This is a genomic window from Pedobacter aquatilis (assembly GCF_030409415.1).
Classification (GTDB): Bacteria; Bacteroidota; Bacteroidia; order Sphingobacteriales; family Sphingobacteriaceae; genus Pedobacter; species Pedobacter aquatilis.
In genome coordinates this window covers 69,511-89,597 of record NZ_JAUFPW010000004.1, presented here as the reverse complement: position 1 = coordinate 89,597, position 20,087 = coordinate 69,511, and the positions used below count along the sequence as shown (strand labels likewise).

Genomic DNA, 20,087 nt, shown 5'->3' with positions numbered 1-20,087 from the left:
AACAACAAAAGACGTGCAACTAGATACGAACAGCAAAAGACGAGAAACGCAAAACGAAACAGGCTAAAGAAAAACAATGCAATAAATGAACAATATATATATACCACCGGTTGTTAAAAACCTGCTAATAATTAACATTCTACTTTTTGTAGCAACATACTTATTACCAAATTTAAACTTAGGTAATCTGCTTGCGGTTTATTATTTCGATTCTCCAAATTTTAGGTTTTGGCAACCCATCACTTACATGTTTATGCATGGCGGAATTGGACATATCTTCTTCAATATGTTTGCGCTTTATTCTTTTGGAAGTTTATTGGAATCGAGATGGGGTGCAAAGAAGTTTCTAGCGTTCTATTTCATTACCGGTTTGGGGGCACTGGCCTTGCAAATGGCGGTTCAAGCTTATGAAGTACACTCGGTTTTAGGTCAGGTAACTCTATTTACTGGCTGGGAAAAACAGATAACCAGTGATGCCGCATTTGCAACACTACAAGGGGTTTATGGCAGTCAGATGGTTGGCGCATCGGGAGCAATATTTGGTTTATTAGTTGCCTTTGGGATGCTTTATCCAAACGCTGAATTATTAATTTTATTTATACCTGTTCCGGTGAAAGCCAAATACATCATCCCCGTTTATATTTTAATCGAACTTTCATTAGGCATTGCGCAAATACAAGGCGATTCGATTGCCCACTATGCACATTTGGGTGGAGCTTTAATCGGCTTTATTTTAGTTAAAATATGGAAAGATAAGAACACAAATTTTTATACTTATTATGAATAATAACAATGTTCTTAAAGATTTAAGCACCAAAGTTTTCCGTTCAGGAAATCCGGTTGCACTTTACATCGGCATTAATATCATTATATTTATTGCTACTGCATTAATTGCCCTAATAACATTCTTTAGTGGCAGCAAAATAAATATTTATGAAATGGTAAGAACCTATCTTGCCTTGCCTGCTGCGTTTTCTAGTTTTCCCGATAGGTTTTATACCATTGTAACCTATATGTTTTTCCATGCCGATTTTTTTCATATTTTATTTAATATGATAGCCTTATTCTGGTTTGGACAAATCTTTATGAATTTCTTAAAAATGCGTCAGTTCCATTTTATTTTTTGGGCAGGCGGATTAGCAGGCGCTTTAGTTTATCTTCTGGGCTTAAATTTAATTCCTGTATTTAGCGATAATTTAGCTGGTGCTTCGGTTATTGGCTCATCTGCTGCTGTTATGGCAATTATTACTGCAACGGCAACATTGGTTCCCAACTATGGAATTTTCTTAATGTTTTTAGGAGAAGTAAAAATTAAATATCTTGCGATTGCATATTTTATTTTAGATATTTTGAGCTTAGGCTCTGCAAATGCAGGCGGAAGTTTTGCGCACATTGGAGGTGCAATTTTAGGTTTTGTATTTATTAAGCGTTTGCAAAGTGGCAATGACTGGAGTAAAATCTTTGAGAAAAAGCCTAAGCTAAGAGTTGTAAAAAATGAGCAGCCTGTAAAAAAGCCTGAATTTAAAGGTGTTTCTCAAAAGGAAGTTGATGAAATTTTAGATAAGATATCAAAGTCTGGATATGATAAACTAACTGCAACAGAAAAGGAAAAATTATTTAAAGCAAGTAAAGATTAATGCCACAGCCGAAAACGAAATATAGCTTTTTAGATAAAATATTTTTGCCTATTTCTATTGTTGTGGCAATTTCGCTAATACTTGGAACCATTGCCGGAAATGTAGATCCTAGAACAAACTTTCTTTTTGCCTACTTCGCCCTAGCCTATCCATATTCTGTATTTATATCAATCTTATTCTTAATTTGGTGGATAATTAAACGGAAATGGCGTTTTGCTCTGGTTATTCTAGCAATCATTATTTCTGGTTATAATACCTTACATGCTACTTTTGGTTTTGGAGGCGATGAAGGTCAGCCTGAAAAAGAAGTGGGTTCTGTAAGAGTTATGACTTACAATGTACACAGTTTTAAACTTTATGGCGAGGATAATACCATCCCTGCGAAGGAAAAAATGTTACAAGTGGTTAAAAATCAAAACCCGGATGTTGTTTGCTTTCAAGAATTTTACTCCAGAAGAGCCGGCAAATTTAATACCATAGATAGTCTGAAATCTATGCTTAAAACCAAATATTACTATTTCCAGCCCGCATCTGATAATGATTATGAAGCCTTTGGCCTGGCAATATTTTCAAAATACCCTATCAAACATCAAGATAGCATACGCTTTCAAGGTTTTGGTGATAACATGAGTATTTATGCCGATTTAGATATTAATGGCAAAACTTTTAGAGTTTACAATGTACACTTTCAATCTATAAGTTTCCAGCCTCAAGATTATCAGTTTCTGGATGATTTAACCAAAAAAACAAGAGGAAAGCTTTATGCATCTAAAAGAATTTTGAGGATGCTGAAACGTGCTTTTGTAAAAAGAAGCGAACAAGTAGATATTATGAAAGCCAAAATGGCCGAATGTAAAACGCCCTATTTAATTGCTGGTGATTTTAACGATACGCCTGCATCTTACGCAGTAAAAAGAATAACAAAGGGCTTAAAAAATTCTTTCGAAGAAAAAGGTTCTGGTTTTGGAAAAACTTATAATGGTAAATTTCCAAACTTTCAGATTGATTATATTGCAACTTCGCAAGATTTGGATGTGCTTAATTATAAAATCGAAAAGGCCAAACTATCTGACCATTTTCCGGTAAGAATTGACCTGAAATTCTCTGACAAGAAACCAGATTAAAGCTATAATTCAAACTAATCTTTCTAAGAAACTACTGCTGTTTATTACCATAGATCAACAAAACTATGGATTGACATTCATGATATTTGCTTCATAAAATTTAGAATCAAAAAAAATTAAAAATATGAGTTTAATAGAAGCTTTAAACTGGCGCTATGCAGTAAAAAAAATGAACGGCAAACCAGTTGAACAAGAAAAAGTTGATAAAATTGTTGCAGCTGCACATCTTGCTCCAACATCATCTGGCTTACAGCCTTTTAAAGTAATTGTTATAACCAATCAAGAATTAAAAGAAAAAATTGCACCAATTGCATTTAATCAATCTCAGATTATCGATTCGTCGCATCTTTTAGTTTTTGCAGCTTTTGAAAACTATACTGAGGAGGGAATTGATAAAACATTTTCTCGTATGAATGCAGAACGCGGTTTACCAGAAGAAACAACTGATGCTTATAAAAATCAATTAAAAGCGTCAAGGTTATCATTACCTGCTGAAGAAAACTTTAATCATACTGCTCGTCAGGCGTATATTGGCTTTGGTATTGCACTTGCAGAAGCAGCTTTGTTAAAGGTTGATACAACACCAATGGAAGGTTTTGATCCGACAGCTTTAGATGAACTTTTAGGTTTAGATAAACAAGGTTTACGCAGTGTAACTTTACTTCCACTAGGTTACAGAGACGAAGCAGGTGATTGGTTGGTTAACCTAAAAAAGGTACGTACACCATTAAATGAATTTGTAATCGAATATAAATAAGATTAATAAAATATTATAAGCCGGCTTTGCATAAGTAAAGCCGGCTTTTTTATTGTAAAAAAATGTTAAAGATAAATGCAAGTTATGCGCTCTATTTTTAATTGGATATATTTACAACCTTAGTAAAAATAAATCCTGTTCATGAAGATTTTTAGAATTCTAGTTGTAATAATTTCTTTTTTAGGCGTGCTAAACCTTTCTTCTTTCGCACAAACTGATACCATTAGCATAAATACCATAATATCAAAAACCAACAAAGTTTTAAATGATTTTCCTACAGAAAAGGTTTATCTCCACTTTGACAAGCCTTATTATGCCGTTGCTGATACTGTTTGGTTTAAAGCTTACGTAACTGAAAATCAGAATTTTTTAACTGGGATAAGTAAAATCGTTTATGTTGATGTTATTAACCAAAAAGACTCACTAATACAAACTGTTAAACTTCCTTTGGTCGGCGGCGTTGCATCGGGTAATTTTCCTTTATCGATGGAGAATTATAAACAAGGAAATTATCACGTCAGGGCTTATACTTTATGGATGTTAAACTCAGCCGACCCGGCATATTTTAATAAAACATTTTATGTGGGCGAGGCGATTGATAAAGAAGTTAAAACCCATATTTCTTATAAAAACCTATCTACAGACAAACAGGAAAAAATTGATGCAAGGCTACAATTCAGAGATTTGAATAATAAACCATACGCCAATAAAAATGTTAACTGGCAAGTGGTAACCAGTTATACTACAATTGCCAGAGGGAGAGGAACAACAGACGCCAATGGTTTTATAACGATTAGCATGACGGCTGCGCAAAAAGCAGAATACCAATTGCAAAAGGGTGAATTAATTACAACCTTAAATACTACTGAAAAAGATTTGGTAACCAACAGTTTCCAACTAAAAAATGCTGTAGTAAATAAAGATTTACAGTTTTTTGCGGAAGGCGGAAACCTAATTGCAGGCATAGAAAATAAAGTTGCATTTAAAGCTATTAAAAGTGACGGTTTGGGTATAAATGCAAAAGGAACGGTTAGCGATGCCGATGGTAAACAAGTTGCCGCCTTTACAGCTCAACATTTAGGTATGGGTAGCTTTACATTTACGCCTGAAAGCGGAAAAACTTATAAAGCCGCTGTTACTTATGCTGATGGAACTAGTCAAAACGTTAATTTGCCTGTTGTTTCTACCAGTGGTATTACCATTAAAGCAAGCAATGCAGATGCAGACAATATTTCTATAAAAATAGCATCAAACGATGCCTTTTTTCAGGCTAATCAAGGAAAGTTATTTTATGTAATCGCACAAAGTAAAGGTGTAGTTTGTTATGGTGCACAAACGGCATTATCCAATAAAGAATACACAACCACCATTCCTAAAAATAAATTCCCGATGGGAATTGCTCAGTTTACGCTTTTTGCTGCAAATGGCAAACCATTAAGCGAGCGTCTTATTTTCGTACAGAATAAAAATACCTTGTCTTTAACAGTTACAAGTCCGCTTGCAACCTACGGACCCAAAAAGAAAGTTAAAATAAATGTTAGCACCAAAAAAGATGGAGTTCCTGTTGAGGGGAATTTATCAGTATCTGTAATTGATGAAACTAAAGTTCCATTAAATGAAGATGGTGCTACAACAATATTAACATCGCTTTTGTTAAATAGCGATTTAAAGGGCTATATTGAAAAGCCTAACTACTATTTTAACGGAACAGATGCCAAAAAAGCCAGCGATTTGGACTTACTCCTACTATCTCAAGGATACAGAAGCTATTCTTATACCGATATAATTGGTAATAATTTACCAAAAATTACCATCTTACCAGAACAAGGAATTGAAATTTCTGGTATTTTAAGAATGAGCAATGGCATCCCTGTAAGAAAGGGGCAATTGCTTTTAACCATTCCTGATAAACGTTTTAACCTCGAGGGTGTTACAGACCCGGTAGGAAACTTCAAGTTTAACAACCTTGTTTTTAATGATTCATCGAAAGTAACAATTACGGCAAAATACAATGTAAATTATAAAAGCATGGCAATTTCTTTAAATGGAACGCCTGCGCCTAGTTTAAGTAGAAATTTTAATGCACCTGATGAAGTTTTAAATATAGATAGTACTTTAACCAGCTATTTAGATAATAGCAAAAAACAATATTCATATCTACATACACTTAAAGACATAACGATTAAAGGTACAGCAGTTCCAAAAGTTAGTCATAAAGATTATCCTGCACTTTCTGGTTTAGGACAAATCGCTGATCATGAAATTTCTGGAGAAAGATTAACGGGCTGTACTTTGCTTATTAATTGCTTACAAACTATGGCTACCGGGGTAACCTACGTAGATAATCAGTTTTTTGTTACCAGAGATTATAATCAAGGTAAAAAAATCCCAATGGGTATTTTTATAAACGGAATGATGGTTGATGTTAACCAAGTAAATACGATTGAAGTAGCCAATATAGAATCGATTGAGATATTTTTACGTGATGAGCTTGGTTTAGTAAACAGAGCCAATAACATTAATGGTGTATTGGTTATCAATCAGAAAAAAGCGCCAAAAGGCACAAAAATCTCTAAGAGCCAGCTGTTGGATATGTTGCCTAAAAATTATGAAGTAACATTTTCTCCGCAAGGCTATGATAAAGAAAGGCAATTTTATATGCCTAAATATGATGTTCCTGCAAATTTAAATCGTAACGATTTACGTACAACTATCTATTGGAATCCGAAGGTAATAACCGATAAAACAACGGGAACATCATCATTTGATTTTTACAATGCTGATGGAAAAGGACAATATAAAGTCATTGTAGAAGGTATAGATGAAAATGGAAATATTGGAAGATCTGTTTTTAGATATACGGTGAAGTAGTTAGTTTTTAGATAAGAATTTAAATGATATTTTGAGCGGTCGTCATTCCCGTGAAAACGGGAATCTTAAAGCTATAGTTTTATATTCCTGGTAAAAAGCATTAAGATGCCCAGCCAAGCTGAGCATGACGGTAGCAATAAATGAATTCATGCTACTTAACCTGATAAGGCAAAGCCTCACCATTTAAACCTGCAATTATATTTTTAGCCACTAAGTTAGCCATCGCACTTCTGGTTTCTTCAGTAGCAGAACCAATGTGAGGTAAAACTGCAACGCTCTCCATATTTAGTAAAGGATTGTCTTTTTGCATAGGTTCGGGATTGGTCACATCTAAACCAGCGCCCCAAATTATCTTTTCTTCCAGTGCCTTAATTAAATCTTCTTCGTTATGGATACCACCTCTTGCGGTATTAATAAAAATAGAACCTGGTTTCATTTTCTTAAATACCTCCAGATTAAATTTACCCTTAGTTTCATCTGTTAAAGCAGTATGAACTGAAAGTACATCACTTCTATCAAGCAATTCATCAAATGAAACGTACTCTGCGTTAACTTCTGCTTCAGCATCTGGTTTTCGATTTCTATTATGATAAATAACTTTCATTTGGTAAGCACCCACACATTTCTTTGCCATTTCTAAGCCAATTTTACCCATACCAAAAATACCTAATGTTTTACCATTAAGTTCAATGCCTAATTCTGGAGTGGGTTCATAATTTTCCCATTGTCCATTAATTATTTTTTTATGGAGATAAAAAGCCTTACGCGACACCACCAACATTAAAATAAAGGCTGTATCAGCAGTGGCACCGCTTAAAACGCCTGGTGTATTTCCTATTGGGATATTCAACTCCTTTGCCGCCTCAACATCAACATTATCAAAACCTACAGAGTGCAGCGCAACAACCTTTAAATGTTTAGAAGCACTCAAAAATTCTTCGTTTATTTTATTCGGACCAACACTAACCAGCGCATCAACGTTTTTGCAATGGTCAATTAGCTCATCAGCAGTTATTTGCCTATCCTTATCCCACTTAGTTATGGTAATGCCATGGTCTTCTAATAACTTTATTCCGCTTTCGGCAATGTTGCCACTTATAAAAACTTTCATCTTATATTAACAGCTAAAATTAGCGGATGTTTTGGTTTTACGTTACGGCACTGTAATGTTCAACCTTTGATAGGTGTGTGCACTAAAATAACCTAAAGCTCCATTAGAGATATTTGAAGTTGGGTTAGCGGGGGTTGTACCCTGATTTGGTCCTCGCCCACTTTGTTGACTCAAAGCGTACCAATAATTAAAAATATTAGCATCGATACATTGCATTTCTACTGCAACTTTATCGTCCTTTTTTAAATCTTCATCATTTGGGCCTTCGTAATATAATTGCAAACGAAGCTTATTACCATTCGTCAACCTATCATTGTTTACATAAATCCTATCTGATAAATTATCATTTACGTAAAGGTTAAAGCGATAAAAATTTTCGGTATTTATTGGGTCGCTTACAAATGCAGCAATATTTAAATTTTCATTACCAAAAAAAGTATTTCTTACAACACCAATTGAATCCATTGGTACATAAGCAGGCATTTTAGAAACTGCAGTATATGATTTTCCTTCAACATCAACCTGCATCGTATAAGTTACGCCTGTAGTGCCACGCATCCCAAAAACATACAGGCCGGGCTGACTTTCGGTAAAATTGTAGGTGTTTCCACGATCATCTTTTACTACAACTCTAGCACCACGAACTGCCGGATAATTGCTCAATTGATCGTAGCCAACGGATTTAGAAATTTTGATTTGTTGCGCAACAAAGCGATTGGAAATATTACCTTCGATGACTAGCTGAGGTTCTGCATTAATGGTATTAACATCAATAATTTTTCTACAAGATGTAAAAGCAAAACAGAGAAATATGTATAAAATAAAATTCTTCATGCGTTTAAAATTTAAAATTCCAGGTTACAGATGGTATTAAACCGAACAATGAAGTTTGCTCTGCAACAGTTTTACCAGGATTGTTCGGGTCGTTAATAAATTCGATTGAATATGGATTTTTACGTGCGAGTACATTGTAGATACCAAAATTCCAGCTCGATTGAAAACGGCCTGTATTTTTACCTTCAAGTGTGGCACTTACATCCAAACGCATATTATAAGGCATTCTGCCAGCATTTCTTTCCGTGTAATAATAAACAGTTTGATTATTTAGCTGGTATTTTCCTGCCGGAAAGGTAACGGCATTACCAGTACTATAAATAAAACTCGAAGAGAAAGTCCATCGTTTACTTAAGTTGTAAATTCCAACCAGAGATACATCATGTGTTCTATCCTGTCTTGCAGGGAAATAGTTTCCGTTGTTTAGTTCTGCAAACTTTCTTTCTGTTCTGGATAATGTATAACCCACCCAGCCATTTAGCTTTCCGAATTTCTTTTTGAAAAATAATTCCAAACCATAAGCCCTTCCGGTTCCATACAATAATTCAGATTCGATATTAGAATTTGCAAGAAGTTGTGCAGCATTTTTATAATCTATTTGATTTTGAAGCCATTTGTAATAAACCTCTCCAGAGAATTCATAATTATTATCATCAATATTTTTGAAATAACCCATAGATACCTGATCGGCAATTTCTGGCTTGATGTTGTTGCTGCTTAAAACATATTGGTCTGTAGGCGAACTTGATGTAGCATTTGTTAAAATGTGAATGTTCTGTGTATTTCTGTTATAAGAGGCCTTGATGGAATTTTCCTCGTTAAAAAGGTAGCTTAATGAAAACCTCGGTTCTACATTCAGATAGTTTTTATAAAACTTTCCGCTTGCTACATTCTCGGTAGCTAAAATATTTCCATTTGCATCATAACTGCCAAAATTTCCAGGACCTAAAAGCGAAAAAGCAGCAAGGCGAACGCCATAAAGTAAGTTGAATTTTTCTGTTACCGCCCATTCATCAGATACATAAACTGCACTTTCTAAACCATAACGCTTTTCTTGAGTTAAAGAGTTTACCTGAGATTGTGGCGTGGTGCTTTCAATATCTATAGGAGAAATGCGATGATGAGTTGCGTTTAAACCAAACCTAACGGTATGCTTATTGCTGAAATACTGAAAGTCTTGCTTAAAATTGAAATCCCGTACTAAAGATGTTGCTTTAAAATTGGTAACATCATTCAGTAAACGAACGGTATAATTATAGTTGTTATAGATTAGTGATGTGTTGGAAAATAACCTATCGCTGAAAATATGATTTAACCTTAAAGTTGTAGTTACATTACCCCAATTATTTTCGAATAAATCTTTAACACCAATGTTGTCTTTTCCAAAGTATCCCGATAGGTAGATTGTATTTTTATCATCTATTTTGTAATTAGCCTTTGCGTTTATATCGTAAAAATTTAAAGTACTTCCATTTATTGCAGAATCTGGCGAAGCCCGAAGAAATAAATCGATATAAGTTCTGCGGAAACTAACCATAAAAGAACCTTTATCCTTAACAATTGGCCCCTCGGCTTTTAGCCTCGATGCAATTAAACCAATTCCACCTTGAAATTTGAATTCTTTGTTATTCCCATCATCCATTTTTACATCTAATACGGATGATAACCGACCGCCGTATTGAGCAGGCATTCCACCTTTGTATAAGCTCACGTCCTTAATTGCATCAGCGTTGAATGTGGAAAAGAAACCCAGCAAATGTGATGAATTATAAACAACAGCCTCGTCCAATATTATCAAATTTTGGTCTGCCGCACCGCCGCGAACATAAAAGCCTGTATTACCTTCTCCACCAGATTTTACACCAGGCAAAAGCTGAATTGTTTTTAAAATATCCTTCTCGCCTAACAAAACCGGGATAGAATTTAACGATTTCATATCGACTCTTTCGAGCCCCATTTGTGCACTTTTTACATTCTCATTTTTTCGGTTATTTGCATTTACGGTTACTTCGGCCAAATCATTCGCCGATTTAAGTTCTTCATTAAGCTTAATGTCTTTATTAAGGTTAATTATTTTCGAAACCGATTGATATCCAGCGTAGCTGATAATAACGGTATAATCGCCTTCAGGCTGTGTTAAGGCAAAATAACCGTAGTCATTTGTTAAAGTTCCGACAGCGGTTTTACCAGTTAATTTAACAGTTGCTCCAATTAATGTTTCGCCACTTGCCGCATCGCGGATGGTTCCACTAAGGTTAAATTTCTTTTGTGCAAATGCGAATTGACTAATTAAAATGGAAAGGAAAAACAGCAAACAAAATTTTATACGCATACAGAATAATCGATTGAACAAAGAAACCAAATGTACGAATTACCAGCACGTTTACGCCAGGTAGTTTTTATTTAACAGGATTAATACGCAGTTAATGCTCTATTTTTGAGCAGGATAAATTGCGATGTGGTGCGACCGAAGTAAATATGGATTTACATTCTTGTTACCTGCTGTTTGGAATGATATTAATTTTGAAGCCTGCATAGGCATATGGCAATCGATGCAATTTGCTTTTAAAACACCTTTTGCTAATGTTTCTTTGGTATGTTTCTGAGTTTGATGGCAACTGATGCACCGTTGAGAATAAACAGTTAAATTGCCTTTGACGTTTTCGTGAGTATTGTGACAAGATTGACAAGTCATTTCACTTTTGCGATAACACTTGCTCCCTTCCAACATAGCCGATTGATTTCCATGAACATCGGGATTTGCGCCACCAAATGAAACAAAATCCTGAGCATAAAAATTATCAAGATTATCTCCAGGCTCAAAATTGAAAACACTTTGAATTGTGGTTAAAGTATTTCCAGAATGGCAAACTGCGCAAGCATCCATTTTTTGTTTACGGCTTAGCGTTTTATAACTTGTTATAAATTTTGAAGTTTTCTGTACTGGATTTTCGATATGAAAAATAACATGTTGTTTCGCTGGGCCATGGCAACGCTCACAATCAATGCCATAAATTATAGAGCCTTTTTCCATCTCTTCATCAATTTGTAAAGCCGATACCTGCGAGGTTTTTGTTTTCACAAAAGAGCTATGACATTCCAGGCAACGACTGGTTATTGCTCTATCAAAATACATGGTATTTGTAGGAAAACCCGGACTATTCGCCCAGGTTTTAATTGCTGAAAAATGAGATAATGGCAATTGAAAGAGTTTTTCATTCTTCCAATAAGCGTATGTAAAAGCCTTTTCGCCAGAACCAAAAGCCATATCAAACCTCTGAATTCTAACTTCCTTTCCTTTAAAATAACCCACCTGGTAAATTCCACTATCACGTTGCTCTACCACAACTTTCATGTCATCATTAAATGCGAAAGTGTTTGAATCGATATTTAAAAATTTACCTAAATTGTCTTTTGATACCAATGAAGAGCTATTCCCATGTGCATTATGCACAAAAGACTTCGTAATATCCGCGTGGCACTTTACACAGGTTTTAGCACCCGCATAATATTCGCCCCTAACATCATCAGGAATTTTATCCGCAGCATTCATACATCTTGATAGGACTACAACTACTGTAACCAAAAAGATGAGAATAAATAAAATGCGTTTATAGCGCTTTAACACAAAAGGGTTTTTTAGTTTATTTTACAAATTGAATATAGCTAAAATTATATCCACCTGTATTCGATAATATTCTTATAATCTGTTTCCCAGCACTAAGGCTTACATTTTTTTCTTCAACAATCGAGAATTTTTTCAAATTTCCTGTATTTGGGATATTTACATTACTGCTTATTGTTTTTCCATTTATAAGGATGCTTAAACTTTTTCCATCTTTATCTGCAGCTGTATTAAATTTCAAGGTGTAAATTCCTTTTTGCGCAACCTGAATGGTGTATTGCAACCATTCACCTTGTTCAATACTGGAAACATAATACTTTTCGTATTGAGTAGAATCTTTAGAAATATCAACGCCGTCGTTTCTGTAAATCCGTCCTCTGTTACCTGCGGTTCTCTTATTGGTTACTGTATGGTAATCTGCGGTATCCAAATCAAAATAGGCATAACCATTTCTGCCTAAATCATAATCAACGGCATTAATTATACTTCCACTTTTAACCAAATTTTGTTTGAAAGGTATAGTTTCTTTGGAGTGCGGTTGACGAATCATGGCATCTATTACATCTCTGTGGATAATCGTATTTTCTAATTTGGTATGAATGGCCAATTCCATAAGGCCACTATAAACATTACTTTCTTTTGGTTTATTGCCTCCGTTATTCATATAACTAACCACACTATTATAATTAGGATTAGATTTTATCTCCATTGGATTATTAAAACCGATTTTTTTAAGTGGCCACCATGCCCAGCCAATGTTATTTTTTTCTAACAGACTAATGGCATCGGTAAACCAGGTATTTGAATTCTCGCCAGTTTCTCCCAACCAAATTGGAGCATCTTGCTCATCACGAGCTTTAATCATGTGTGCAATTGAAGCTTGATCATTATAGTTCCAATATTTATGGAAACTTATTGCCATATTTTTATCCCACAGCGGAAAAACACCATTGTAATTATTTCCCCAGCCATTTCCTTCAATAATGATGAGGTGTTTTTGGTCAACCTCACGAATGGCTTTTGTAATATCAACCATTAATTTTTTTAATGGTGCATTTAACTTTTCCTGTGTTCCGTTTTTATCTTTTTCCGGATTAGAAAAACCATAATTTGGCTCGTTGATAATATCATAAGCACCAATCCATTCTTCGTTTTTATAACGCTCTGCTAGCTTAGCCCATAAAGCAACTGTTTTTTGCTGATTGGCTTCGCTTTCCCAAAGCATTGGTTTCGAAGCATCACGATCAGAAATATTCGCATCATTTCCTTGCCCGCCTGGCGCTGCATGTAAATCTAAAATCAAATACATATTATTTGCCTTGCACCATGTCAACAAGCTATCGGTTAGTGCAAAACCTTTCTCGAGCCAGGTATTTTTGCCTTTAACAGGCTCCCTTTCTATCGGAAGTGTATATAAGTTATAATGCATGGGCAAACGAACGGAGTTAAAACCCCAGGCTTTTAAAGAGTCAATATCAATTTTACGAGTGTGGTTATTTAACCAAGCAGTGTAAAACTCTTCGGTTTGCTTCTCTCCCATTAAATCTGTTAATCGCTCACGAATTTTATATTGCTGCCCATCTTTGTTAATTTTTAGCATATAACCCTCCTGCAACATCCATCCTCCTAAACCAAAGCCTCGAAGCAGCACGTTTTCTCCCTTTCCGTTAATGATACGCTTTCCATCAGCCTTTAAAAAACCTTGAGAAAAGCAGTTAAATGTTAGCAGGATAAAAAAGAAAGGCAAAACAATATATTTATGAGCGCTAGAAATTTTAATGTTTAGATGCTTGTTAAATATTTTAGACATATTATTCGTTTTTCAGTTTAAGATTTTATTCAGATGTAGGGTACTACCAGGTATAAGTTGCAACATCACCTCTGCCCAGCGTTGCAGAAACTAGTTTCCCATTAAAACTTATATTAAAATTTTGTGCTTCCTTAGCGGTGTTTGCAACAATTAAAACTTTTAGGCCATTAGGTGTTTTAAATGCTACATTCGGTAAATTTGCGGTTTCGTTTGATGCAATCCGAACAGAACCCGGACGAACAAATTTGGATGCATGGGCAACAGAATAATAAGCGATATTTCTACTTACAACATCTTTATCAATAGTAACCGCTCCCTGACAAGTTGGGCAACCACCTCTATCGGTAAAAGGTTTATTTTCCGAATCGGCAGCTAAATTCCATTCTAAAACATTTCTAGCCCAATTGCGTGTTGCGCCAATAATTAACCGACTAACAGGGTTTATAATGTTTATGGTTGATGAACCAGGCTTTTCGGTTACCATCTGCTCAGTGAAATAGATGTTTTTGTCAGGATGTGCATTATGAACATCTGTTAATGCTTCAATATTACCGCCGTACAGGTGAAAAGCAGAGCCATCAATGTATTTTCTTGCTTCCTTATCGTCAAGAATTGTGATTGGGTAATCAGGTCGGTCGGCGTTATGATCATAAATAATAATTTTTGTATTTAAGCCCGCTTTCTTAAGTGCAGGTCCTAAATTTTGCTTTACGAAAATGGCCTGGTCTGGCGCAACCATTAACAAACTCGGGTTGTTACCGGGATGCAGTGGCTCATTTTGAACAGTAATTGCATCAATATCAATTCCTTGTTTTTTCATTTCCTGAACATACTTAACCAAGTATTTTGCATAAGCATCATAAAACTCGGGTTTAAGCATTCCGCCTCTTGCATCATATGTTGTCTTCATCCACAGTGGAGGTGACCAAGGTGAGCCTAAAATTTTAATTTTTGGGTTGATTGTCAGGATTTCCTTCATTACCGGAATTACATCCGCCTTATCCAATGCTAAATCAAATTTTTCCTGTTTCAAATCGGTTTCACCTTCGGGTAAATCATTATATGAAAAAACCTTTTCGTTCAAATCAGATGCGCCAATGCTTAAACGGATGTAGCTTACTCCAATGTTATTTCCATCAGTAGCGAATAATTCTTTTAACAAAGCAGCCCTTGCAGGAGCAGACATTTTTATAATATGCTGAGCACTGCCGCCTGTAAGCGAATATCCAAATCCATCAATCGGTTGGTAGGTTTGTTTTTCGTTTACAATGATTGTTGGGTTATTATTTTGGGTAGCTGAAAACTTTAATGCTTGGTTTTGCTTTGTAAATAATACAGAACGATCAGCTTTTGTAAGCCAAGTTGTTACATTATTTTGCGCCGTTGCATTCAAGGTAGTAGTACCTAAAATTAACGCAAAGCAATAGCTTATCGCCTTTAATTTCATATTGGCAAGAGATTTATACAGTAGAAGAATTAGGATTATTTTGTAATAAAAAGGGGCGGATGAAAATCCACCCCTTAAGTCTGGTTATTTAGTGCCGCCGTATTCTTTATTTTGCTGAATTTTAGTATTGTTTAATTCTGCCTGGGGAATAGGAAAAATTTCATTTTTATTTGCAGTAAAACCTTTATACGCTAAAACGCTTGCTGCCCTGCCCCAACGAACTAAATCCAGAAAACGATGTCCTTCACCCGCGAGTTCCAGCCTTCTTTCCTTCATAATATTGTCCATTGTTACAGGAACAGGGTTTAGCCCGACGCGTGCTCTAACCGCATTTAACAATTGGTAAGCACGACTTCCGGCACCTACTGCACCACCACTTTGCAAAATGGCTTCAGCTTCCAACATATAAGTATCTGCAAGTCTGATTTCGTAAGAATCCTGTGGAAAGTTTAGTTCTGTTTGTCCGGTAGGCGCTTTATCTGCCACTCGACCAATTGTTTTCTCAAGGAAATAGCCACTATTTTGATAGCCTTTTTCGTAAGTAGCAATTCCATTTTTTTCAAGGCTATCTAAATTGGCAACTGTTGCTTTATTACGCGGATCATAATGAATAAAGTCAAAGAACTCTTTTGTGAAAACCAAGAAGCTATAACCAGAATAGTAATCTGGGGCACTTGCTAAAACTGGCTTATACCCACGTGGACCAACGATAATATTTAATAAATTACCTTCAGAAGCACCAGCATCGCCCCATCCACCGTTTGAAGAATTTGCATGAACAATTTCTAATATAGATTCTGTATTGAACTTATTACTAACCTTGAATAAATCTCCAAAATTTGCAAGTAATTTGTAACCATAAGTAGCATTAGCCTGTCCAGGCGTTGAACCATTTACCAAAGCAAATTGTTCTGCAGCTTGTGTATACTTATTTTGCTGTAGATACACTTTACCAAGCATAGCTTGAGCTGCACCTTTAGTTAAACGACCACCTTCTGAAGCAGCAGGAACTGTATTGGGCAATGAAGGAATAGCCTCGGTTAAATCTTTTTCAATTTGAACATACACTTCCGCCGGTGCTACTTGTAAAACATCATAAATTTGTTTTGGGTCTACTTCTGATGTTAACAAAGGTATATTTTTGAAAAAACGAACTAAATCAAAGTAGAATATAGCACGTAAAGCCTTGGCTTCTCCAACATACCTTGCCTTCAAAGTAGCATCCATATTAATGCCACCTATTTTAGACAAAAAAACATTAGCCCTAAAAATACCTGCATATCCTTTATTCCATAGATAACCTTGCGGACCAGTTTGAGAATTTAATGTAAAAGTATTAACCACCTGTAAGTCATTGATATCAGACGGACCTCCGCCACCTGCTACCTGGTCATCAGAAGCTGCGCACATAATGGCAACTTTATCATAAAGACCTCCAGACTGAAAACCAAATCTATCGTAAATTGATACTAATGCGGCATACGCATCAGCCTGAGTTCTATAGTAATTATCTAAAAGTACCCGCTCCTGAGGATTTATTTCCAGATACTTTTTACAACCACTTAATATTTGCATCCCAGTTAGGATTACAACTAAATAAAATATTTTCCTTTTCATAGTAGTTTTATTAAAAATTAGCATTTATACCAAACACGAATGAGCGAGCTTGTGGATATACACCTCGGTCTACACCAAATACGTTACCGCTATTATTTGAGCCTAACTCCGGATCATAACCACTATATCCGGTTATGGTAAATAAATTTTCAGAGAGTGCATACACTCTGAATTTTTGAAGACCGATTTTGCTTGTTATTGATTTAGGTATCGTATAACCAATTTGGAAAGTCCTTAATCTGAAATAATCTCCCTTTTCCAGGTACAGAGAAGAAAATTTTGTTAAGTTCTTATTTGGATCGGCATCAGTTAACCTTGGTTGAGTAGTTGATGGGTTTGAAGGTGTCCAACGATCTAATCTTGTTGTTTGATAATTTGCGTTAGGGATATCCAATCTCCTTAATCCTTGGAAAATCATGTTACCGGCAACACCACTTCCAAAGGCGGTTAAATCCCAGCTTTTATAAGTTAAGCCAATTGTTAAACCGTAAGTGAAGTTAGGTAAACCGTTTCCAATAAAATCCCTGTCATTTGCATCAATATTATTATCGCCGTTTAGATTTGCAAATTTAATATCGCCAGGTTTCGCTAATGGTTGCAGGGGTAAGCCATTTGGACCTACATAAGCATTAATTTCAGCTTGGGATTGAAAAATTCCCTGATTTACATAGCCAAAAAACTCATTATAAGAATGCCCAATTTGTGTTCGGGTGATTGTACCCAAAGTTTGAAAGCTGGCTTGGCTATCATCAATAAAATTAACGCCAGGACTAAGCTTATCGATAGTATTTTTGATGAATGAACCATTACCACTAACGTTTAAACCAAATTGCCCGAATTGTTTACGGTATGATAGTTCAAACTCTAGCCCCTTATTAGACATATCCGCAATATTTGCGGCAGGGCTTCCACTGCCAATGTAGCCAGGAACAGGTGGGTTTTGTAATATACCAACTGTCTTCTTTTTGTAAATATCGGCTGTAATGCTGATGTTTCTAAAAATTGTCGCTTCTAAACCGATATTGCTCGATCTTGTTTCTTCCCATTTTAAATCTGGATTTGCAGATGCATTTGGGCTATAACCAATGTTAACCACATTAGCATTGCCAAAAGTGTAATTTCTTCCGCTACCAACTGTTGGTACATAGGCAAAATCACCGATACCATCATTACCAGTAACACCGTAACTTCCGCGAATTTTTAAGAAATTAACAACATCATTTTGAGGGAAAAAATCTTCTTTTGTTGGTACCCAACCAATTTGAGCTGAGGGGAAGTATCCATATTTGTTATTGGCTCCGAATCTGGATGAACCATCACGTCTGATTAAAGCAGAAAACAGATATTTCTCTTTGTAATCATATGTTAATCTGGAGAATAAGGAGAAAATTTTATGGTCAGTTCCTTCACTACCATCTGATGTTCTGTTAGCTGCTACTGGTTTAAACCTCATAGATGCCGAATAAAAATCCGTTGCAGGTACATCAAAAAATGTTGTACTAACGCTTCGGCTAAAACCATCGCTGTAAGAACCTTGTCCAGCCAATAAAGTGATATTATGATTTCCTAGTGATTTAGAGTAAGACAATGTATTCTCTAAATTGTAAGTGATAACATAATTGATATTTCTTGAAAACTGAGTTCTGGTATTTGATGTTGAAGAGTTTAAATAATAAATTGGATTAAAACCATCACTTCCATAAAATGCCAATTTTGAACCTAAGCTAGATCGGAATTTTAATCCTTTAATTGGTTCAGCTTCTAAAAACGCGTTACCAACAATGTTATGATCCCAACTATAGTTGCCAATTTGCCTCTTAATACTTGCTAGAGGATTACTTATTTCTTGAGCTACTCTTGTTGAAATACCATAAGGGAAGCCGTTTTCATCTCTGAAAACCGGCTGGTTGCTATATGGAGGTAAATTATATACAGCAGGATCAGTTACAACAGCTGGCGTAAGTGGATCTAGGTTAATTGCAGAACTCAATGGCCCGCCAAACTCACTATTTGTGTTACCTATTCCATTTGTAATTGAATGACTATACCCTAAATTTTGTCCAATAGTTAACCACTTATATAATTTATGTGTACTATTTATCCGAATATTTGCTCTGTTATATTTAGAAACATCCGTAGATACGATACCGTCGATTTTAAAATACCCAAAGGATAAGAAAAAGGTTGATTTCTCATTACCGCCGCTTAAACTCAATTCATGGTTTTGGCGTGCTGCATTATTATTAAAAATTAGGGATTGCCAATCTGTTCCTTCACCCAACGATGCTGCATTTGGATAAGGCAAAACAGGAGTTGTGCCAGTATAATCATTTAAATAAGATTCATTTCTAAGTGTAGCATACTGGGTTGCATTTAAAAGATCCAGCTTTCTCGCCGCACGAGCCTCACCATAATATCCATTGTAAGATAAATTTAAATTACCGACTTTTCCCTTTTTAGTGGTTACCAAGATTACACCAGATGCAGCACGCGTACCATAAATAGCAGCAGATGCACCGTCCTTCAAAACTTCAATAGATTCGATATCTGATTGATTAAGGTATCCAATACCTCCATTATCAACAACTACACCGTCAATAACCCATAGTGGGTCATTTTTTCCACCGAAAGATGTAAATCCCCTTAACCTTACCGTTGATGCTGAGCCTGGCTGACCAGATTGAGCTGCAATAGTTAGCCCCGAAGTTCTTCCTTGTAAAGCTTGTTCTAAACGTGTCGTAGTTGGTTGATTTTCTAAATCGGATGCTCTAACACTTGAAATTGCACCTGTTACAACACTTTTCTTTTGCGTACCATAACCAACAACTACAACATCAGTCAAGTCTTTACTATCTGTTGCTAATTCAACGTTAATTCTACCTCCTGTTGGTACAGTTACAGTTTGTGTAACCATTCCTAATAAACTTACTGTTAACTTTGCCCCAACCGGAGCCTGAATTGAAAATACACCTGATGGATCTGTTGATGCAGCTCGGGATGTGCCTACAACTCTAACTGTAACACCTGCGATGGGTGTTCCATCTTTCTGGTCTGTTACCTTTCCTGTAACGGCAATGTCTTGAGCAAATAATGCCAGGGGAATTGCCATGATACAGTAAATGAAGAATACGAATGTAAATCTTCCTCTCATAGAAATAAATTTTAAGTTAATATTTGGTTAGTTTAATACGGTTTGGCGCCGTATTTATAAATCAAATCTATACACGAGTTTGGCAATTGTGTAATTTTTTTGT

Annotated in this window: 13 protein-coding genes; 5 read left to right on the top strand and 8 right to left on the bottom strand. The window is 35.6% G+C overall.

Annotated elements, in window-relative coordinates; genetic code table 11:
• Positions 1 to 85: 85 nt before the first annotated feature.
• The 5 genes from QWY86_RS00805 (at position 86) to QWY86_RS00785 (ending at position 6,389) form a co-directional block, all read left to right on the top strand.
• Positions 86 to 787, top strand: a complete 702-nt coding sequence (locus QWY86_RS00805) for a rhomboid family intramembrane serine protease (RefSeq protein WP_290237610.1) — start codon at positions 86 to 88, stop codon at positions 785 to 787.
• Positions 780 to 1,637, top strand: coding sequence for a rhomboid family intramembrane serine protease (locus QWY86_RS00800; RefSeq protein ID WP_290237608.1), 858 nt, complete (start codon positions 780 to 782; stop codon positions 1,635 to 1,637). The genes QWY86_RS00805 and QWY86_RS00800 overlap by 8 nt, the downstream gene beginning before the upstream one ends.
• Positions 1,637 to 2,761, top strand: a complete 1,125-nt coding sequence (locus QWY86_RS00795) for an endonuclease/exonuclease/phosphatase family protein (RefSeq protein WP_290237606.1) — start codon at positions 1,637 to 1,639, stop codon at positions 2,759 to 2,761. Before QWY86_RS00800 ends, QWY86_RS00795 begins: the two co-directional genes overlap by 1 nt.
• Positions 2,762 to 2,885: 124 nt before the next feature.
• Positions 2,886 to 3,518: an NAD(P)H-dependent oxidoreductase gene (locus QWY86_RS00790; protein WP_290237604.1), complete on the top strand. Its 633-nt coding sequence runs from the start codon at positions 2,886 to 2,888 to the stop codon at positions 3,516 to 3,518.
• A 141-nt stretch (positions 3,519 to 3,659) separates the two neighbouring features.
• Complete coding sequence (locus QWY86_RS00785; RefSeq protein WP_290237602.1) at positions 3,660 to 6,389, top strand: alpha-2-macroglobulin family protein; 2,730 nt, start codon at positions 3,660 to 3,662, stop codon at positions 6,387 to 6,389.
• Between the two features lie 151 nt (positions 6,390 to 6,540).
• Here QWY86_RS00785 and QWY86_RS00780 read toward each other — a convergent pair whose 3' ends face one another.
• From QWY86_RS00780 to QWY86_RS00745, 8 genes are all read right to left on the bottom strand, one after another.
• Positions 6,541 to 7,500, bottom strand: a complete 960-nt coding sequence (locus tag QWY86_RS00780; protein ID WP_290237601.1) for a 2-hydroxyacid dehydrogenase — start codon at positions 7,498 to 7,500, stop codon at positions 6,541 to 6,543.
• Between the two features lie 42 nt (positions 7,501 to 7,542).
• On the bottom strand, positions 7,543 to 8,334 hold the full coding sequence (locus QWY86_RS00775) for a DUF4249 domain-containing protein (protein WP_290237598.1): 792 nt from the start codon (positions 8,332 to 8,334) through the stop codon (positions 7,543 to 7,545).
• Positions 8,335 to 8,338: 4 nt separating this feature from the next.
• Positions 8,339 to 10,666, bottom strand: a complete 2,328-nt coding sequence (locus QWY86_RS00770; RefSeq protein ID WP_290237596.1) for a TonB-dependent receptor — start codon at positions 10,664 to 10,666, stop codon at positions 8,339 to 8,341.
• 99 nt (positions 10,667 to 10,765) lie between these two features.
• The gene (locus QWY86_RS00765) at positions 10,766 to 11,962 is read right to left on the bottom strand and encodes a multiheme c-type cytochrome (protein WP_290237594.1); all 1,197 of its coding nucleotides are present in this window, start codon (positions 11,960 to 11,962) and stop codon (positions 10,766 to 10,768) included.
• A 16-nt stretch (positions 11,963 to 11,978) separates the two neighbouring features.
• Positions 11,979 to 13,769 (bottom strand): cellulase family glycosylhydrolase, encoded by a 1,791-nt coding sequence (locus QWY86_RS00760; RefSeq protein WP_290237592.1) that lies wholly within the window; start codon positions 13,767 to 13,769, stop codon positions 11,979 to 11,981.
• 43 nt (positions 13,770 to 13,812) lie between these two features.
• Positions 13,813 to 15,216, bottom strand: coding sequence for a glycoside hydrolase family 30 protein (locus QWY86_RS00755; RefSeq protein ID WP_290237590.1), 1,404 nt, complete (start codon positions 15,214 to 15,216; stop codon positions 13,813 to 13,815).
• 84 nt (positions 15,217 to 15,300) lie between these two features.
• The gene (locus QWY86_RS00750; RefSeq protein WP_290237588.1) at positions 15,301 to 16,833 is read right to left on the bottom strand and encodes a RagB/SusD family nutrient uptake outer membrane protein; all 1,533 of its coding nucleotides are present in this window, start codon (positions 16,831 to 16,833) and stop codon (positions 15,301 to 15,303) included.
• Between the two features lie 10 nt (positions 16,834 to 16,843).
• Positions 16,844 to 19,984 (bottom strand): SusC/RagA family TonB-linked outer membrane protein, encoded by a 3,141-nt coding sequence (locus QWY86_RS00745; RefSeq protein WP_290237585.1) that lies wholly within the window; start codon positions 19,982 to 19,984, stop codon positions 16,844 to 16,846.
• Positions 19,985 to 20,087 lie beyond the last annotated feature (103 nt).

Bases quoted from the DNA above. Each gene is read 5' to 3' on its own strand.
- QWY86_RS00755 (WP_290237590.1), bottom strand. From the start codon at position 15,216: ATGAAATTAAAGGCGATAAGCTATTGCTTTGCGTTAATTTTAGGTACT.
- QWY86_RS00760 (WP_290237592.1), bottom strand. From the start codon at position 13,769: ATGTCTAAAATATTTAACAAGCATCTAAACATTAAAATTTCTAGCGCT.
- QWY86_RS00770 (WP_290237596.1), bottom strand. From the start codon at position 10,666: ATGCGTATAAAATTTTGTTTGCTGTTTTTCCTTTCCATTTTAATTAGT.
- QWY86_RS00750 (WP_290237588.1), bottom strand. From the start codon at position 16,833: ATGAAAAGGAAAATATTTTATTTAGTTGTAATCCTAACTGGGATGCAA.
- QWY86_RS00775 (WP_290237598.1), bottom strand. From the start codon at position 8,334: ATGAAGAATTTTATTTTATACATATTTCTCTGTTTTGCTTTTACATCT.
- QWY86_RS00745 (WP_290237585.1), bottom strand. From the start codon at position 19,984: ATGAGAGGAAGATTTACATTCGTATTCTTCATTTACTGTATCATGGCA.
- QWY86_RS00800 (WP_290237608.1), top strand. From the start codon at position 780: ATGAATAATAACAATGTTCTTAAAGATTTAAGCACCAAAGTTTTCCGT.
- QWY86_RS00805 (WP_290237610.1), top strand. From the start codon at position 86: ATGAACAATATATATATACCACCGGTTGTTAAAAACCTGCTAATAATT.
- QWY86_RS00790 (WP_290237604.1), top strand. From the start codon at position 2,886: ATGAGTTTAATAGAAGCTTTAAACTGGCGCTATGCAGTAAAAAAAATG.
- QWY86_RS00785 (WP_290237602.1), top strand. From the start codon at position 3,660: ATGAAGATTTTTAGAATTCTAGTTGTAATAATTTCTTTTTTAGGCGTG.
- QWY86_RS00795 (WP_290237606.1), top strand. From the start codon at position 1,637: ATGCCACAGCCGAAAACGAAATATAGCTTTTTAGATAAAATATTTTTG.
- QWY86_RS00780 (WP_290237601.1), bottom strand. From the start codon at position 7,500: ATGAAAGTTTTTATAAGTGGCAACATTGCCGAAAGCGGAATAAAGTTA.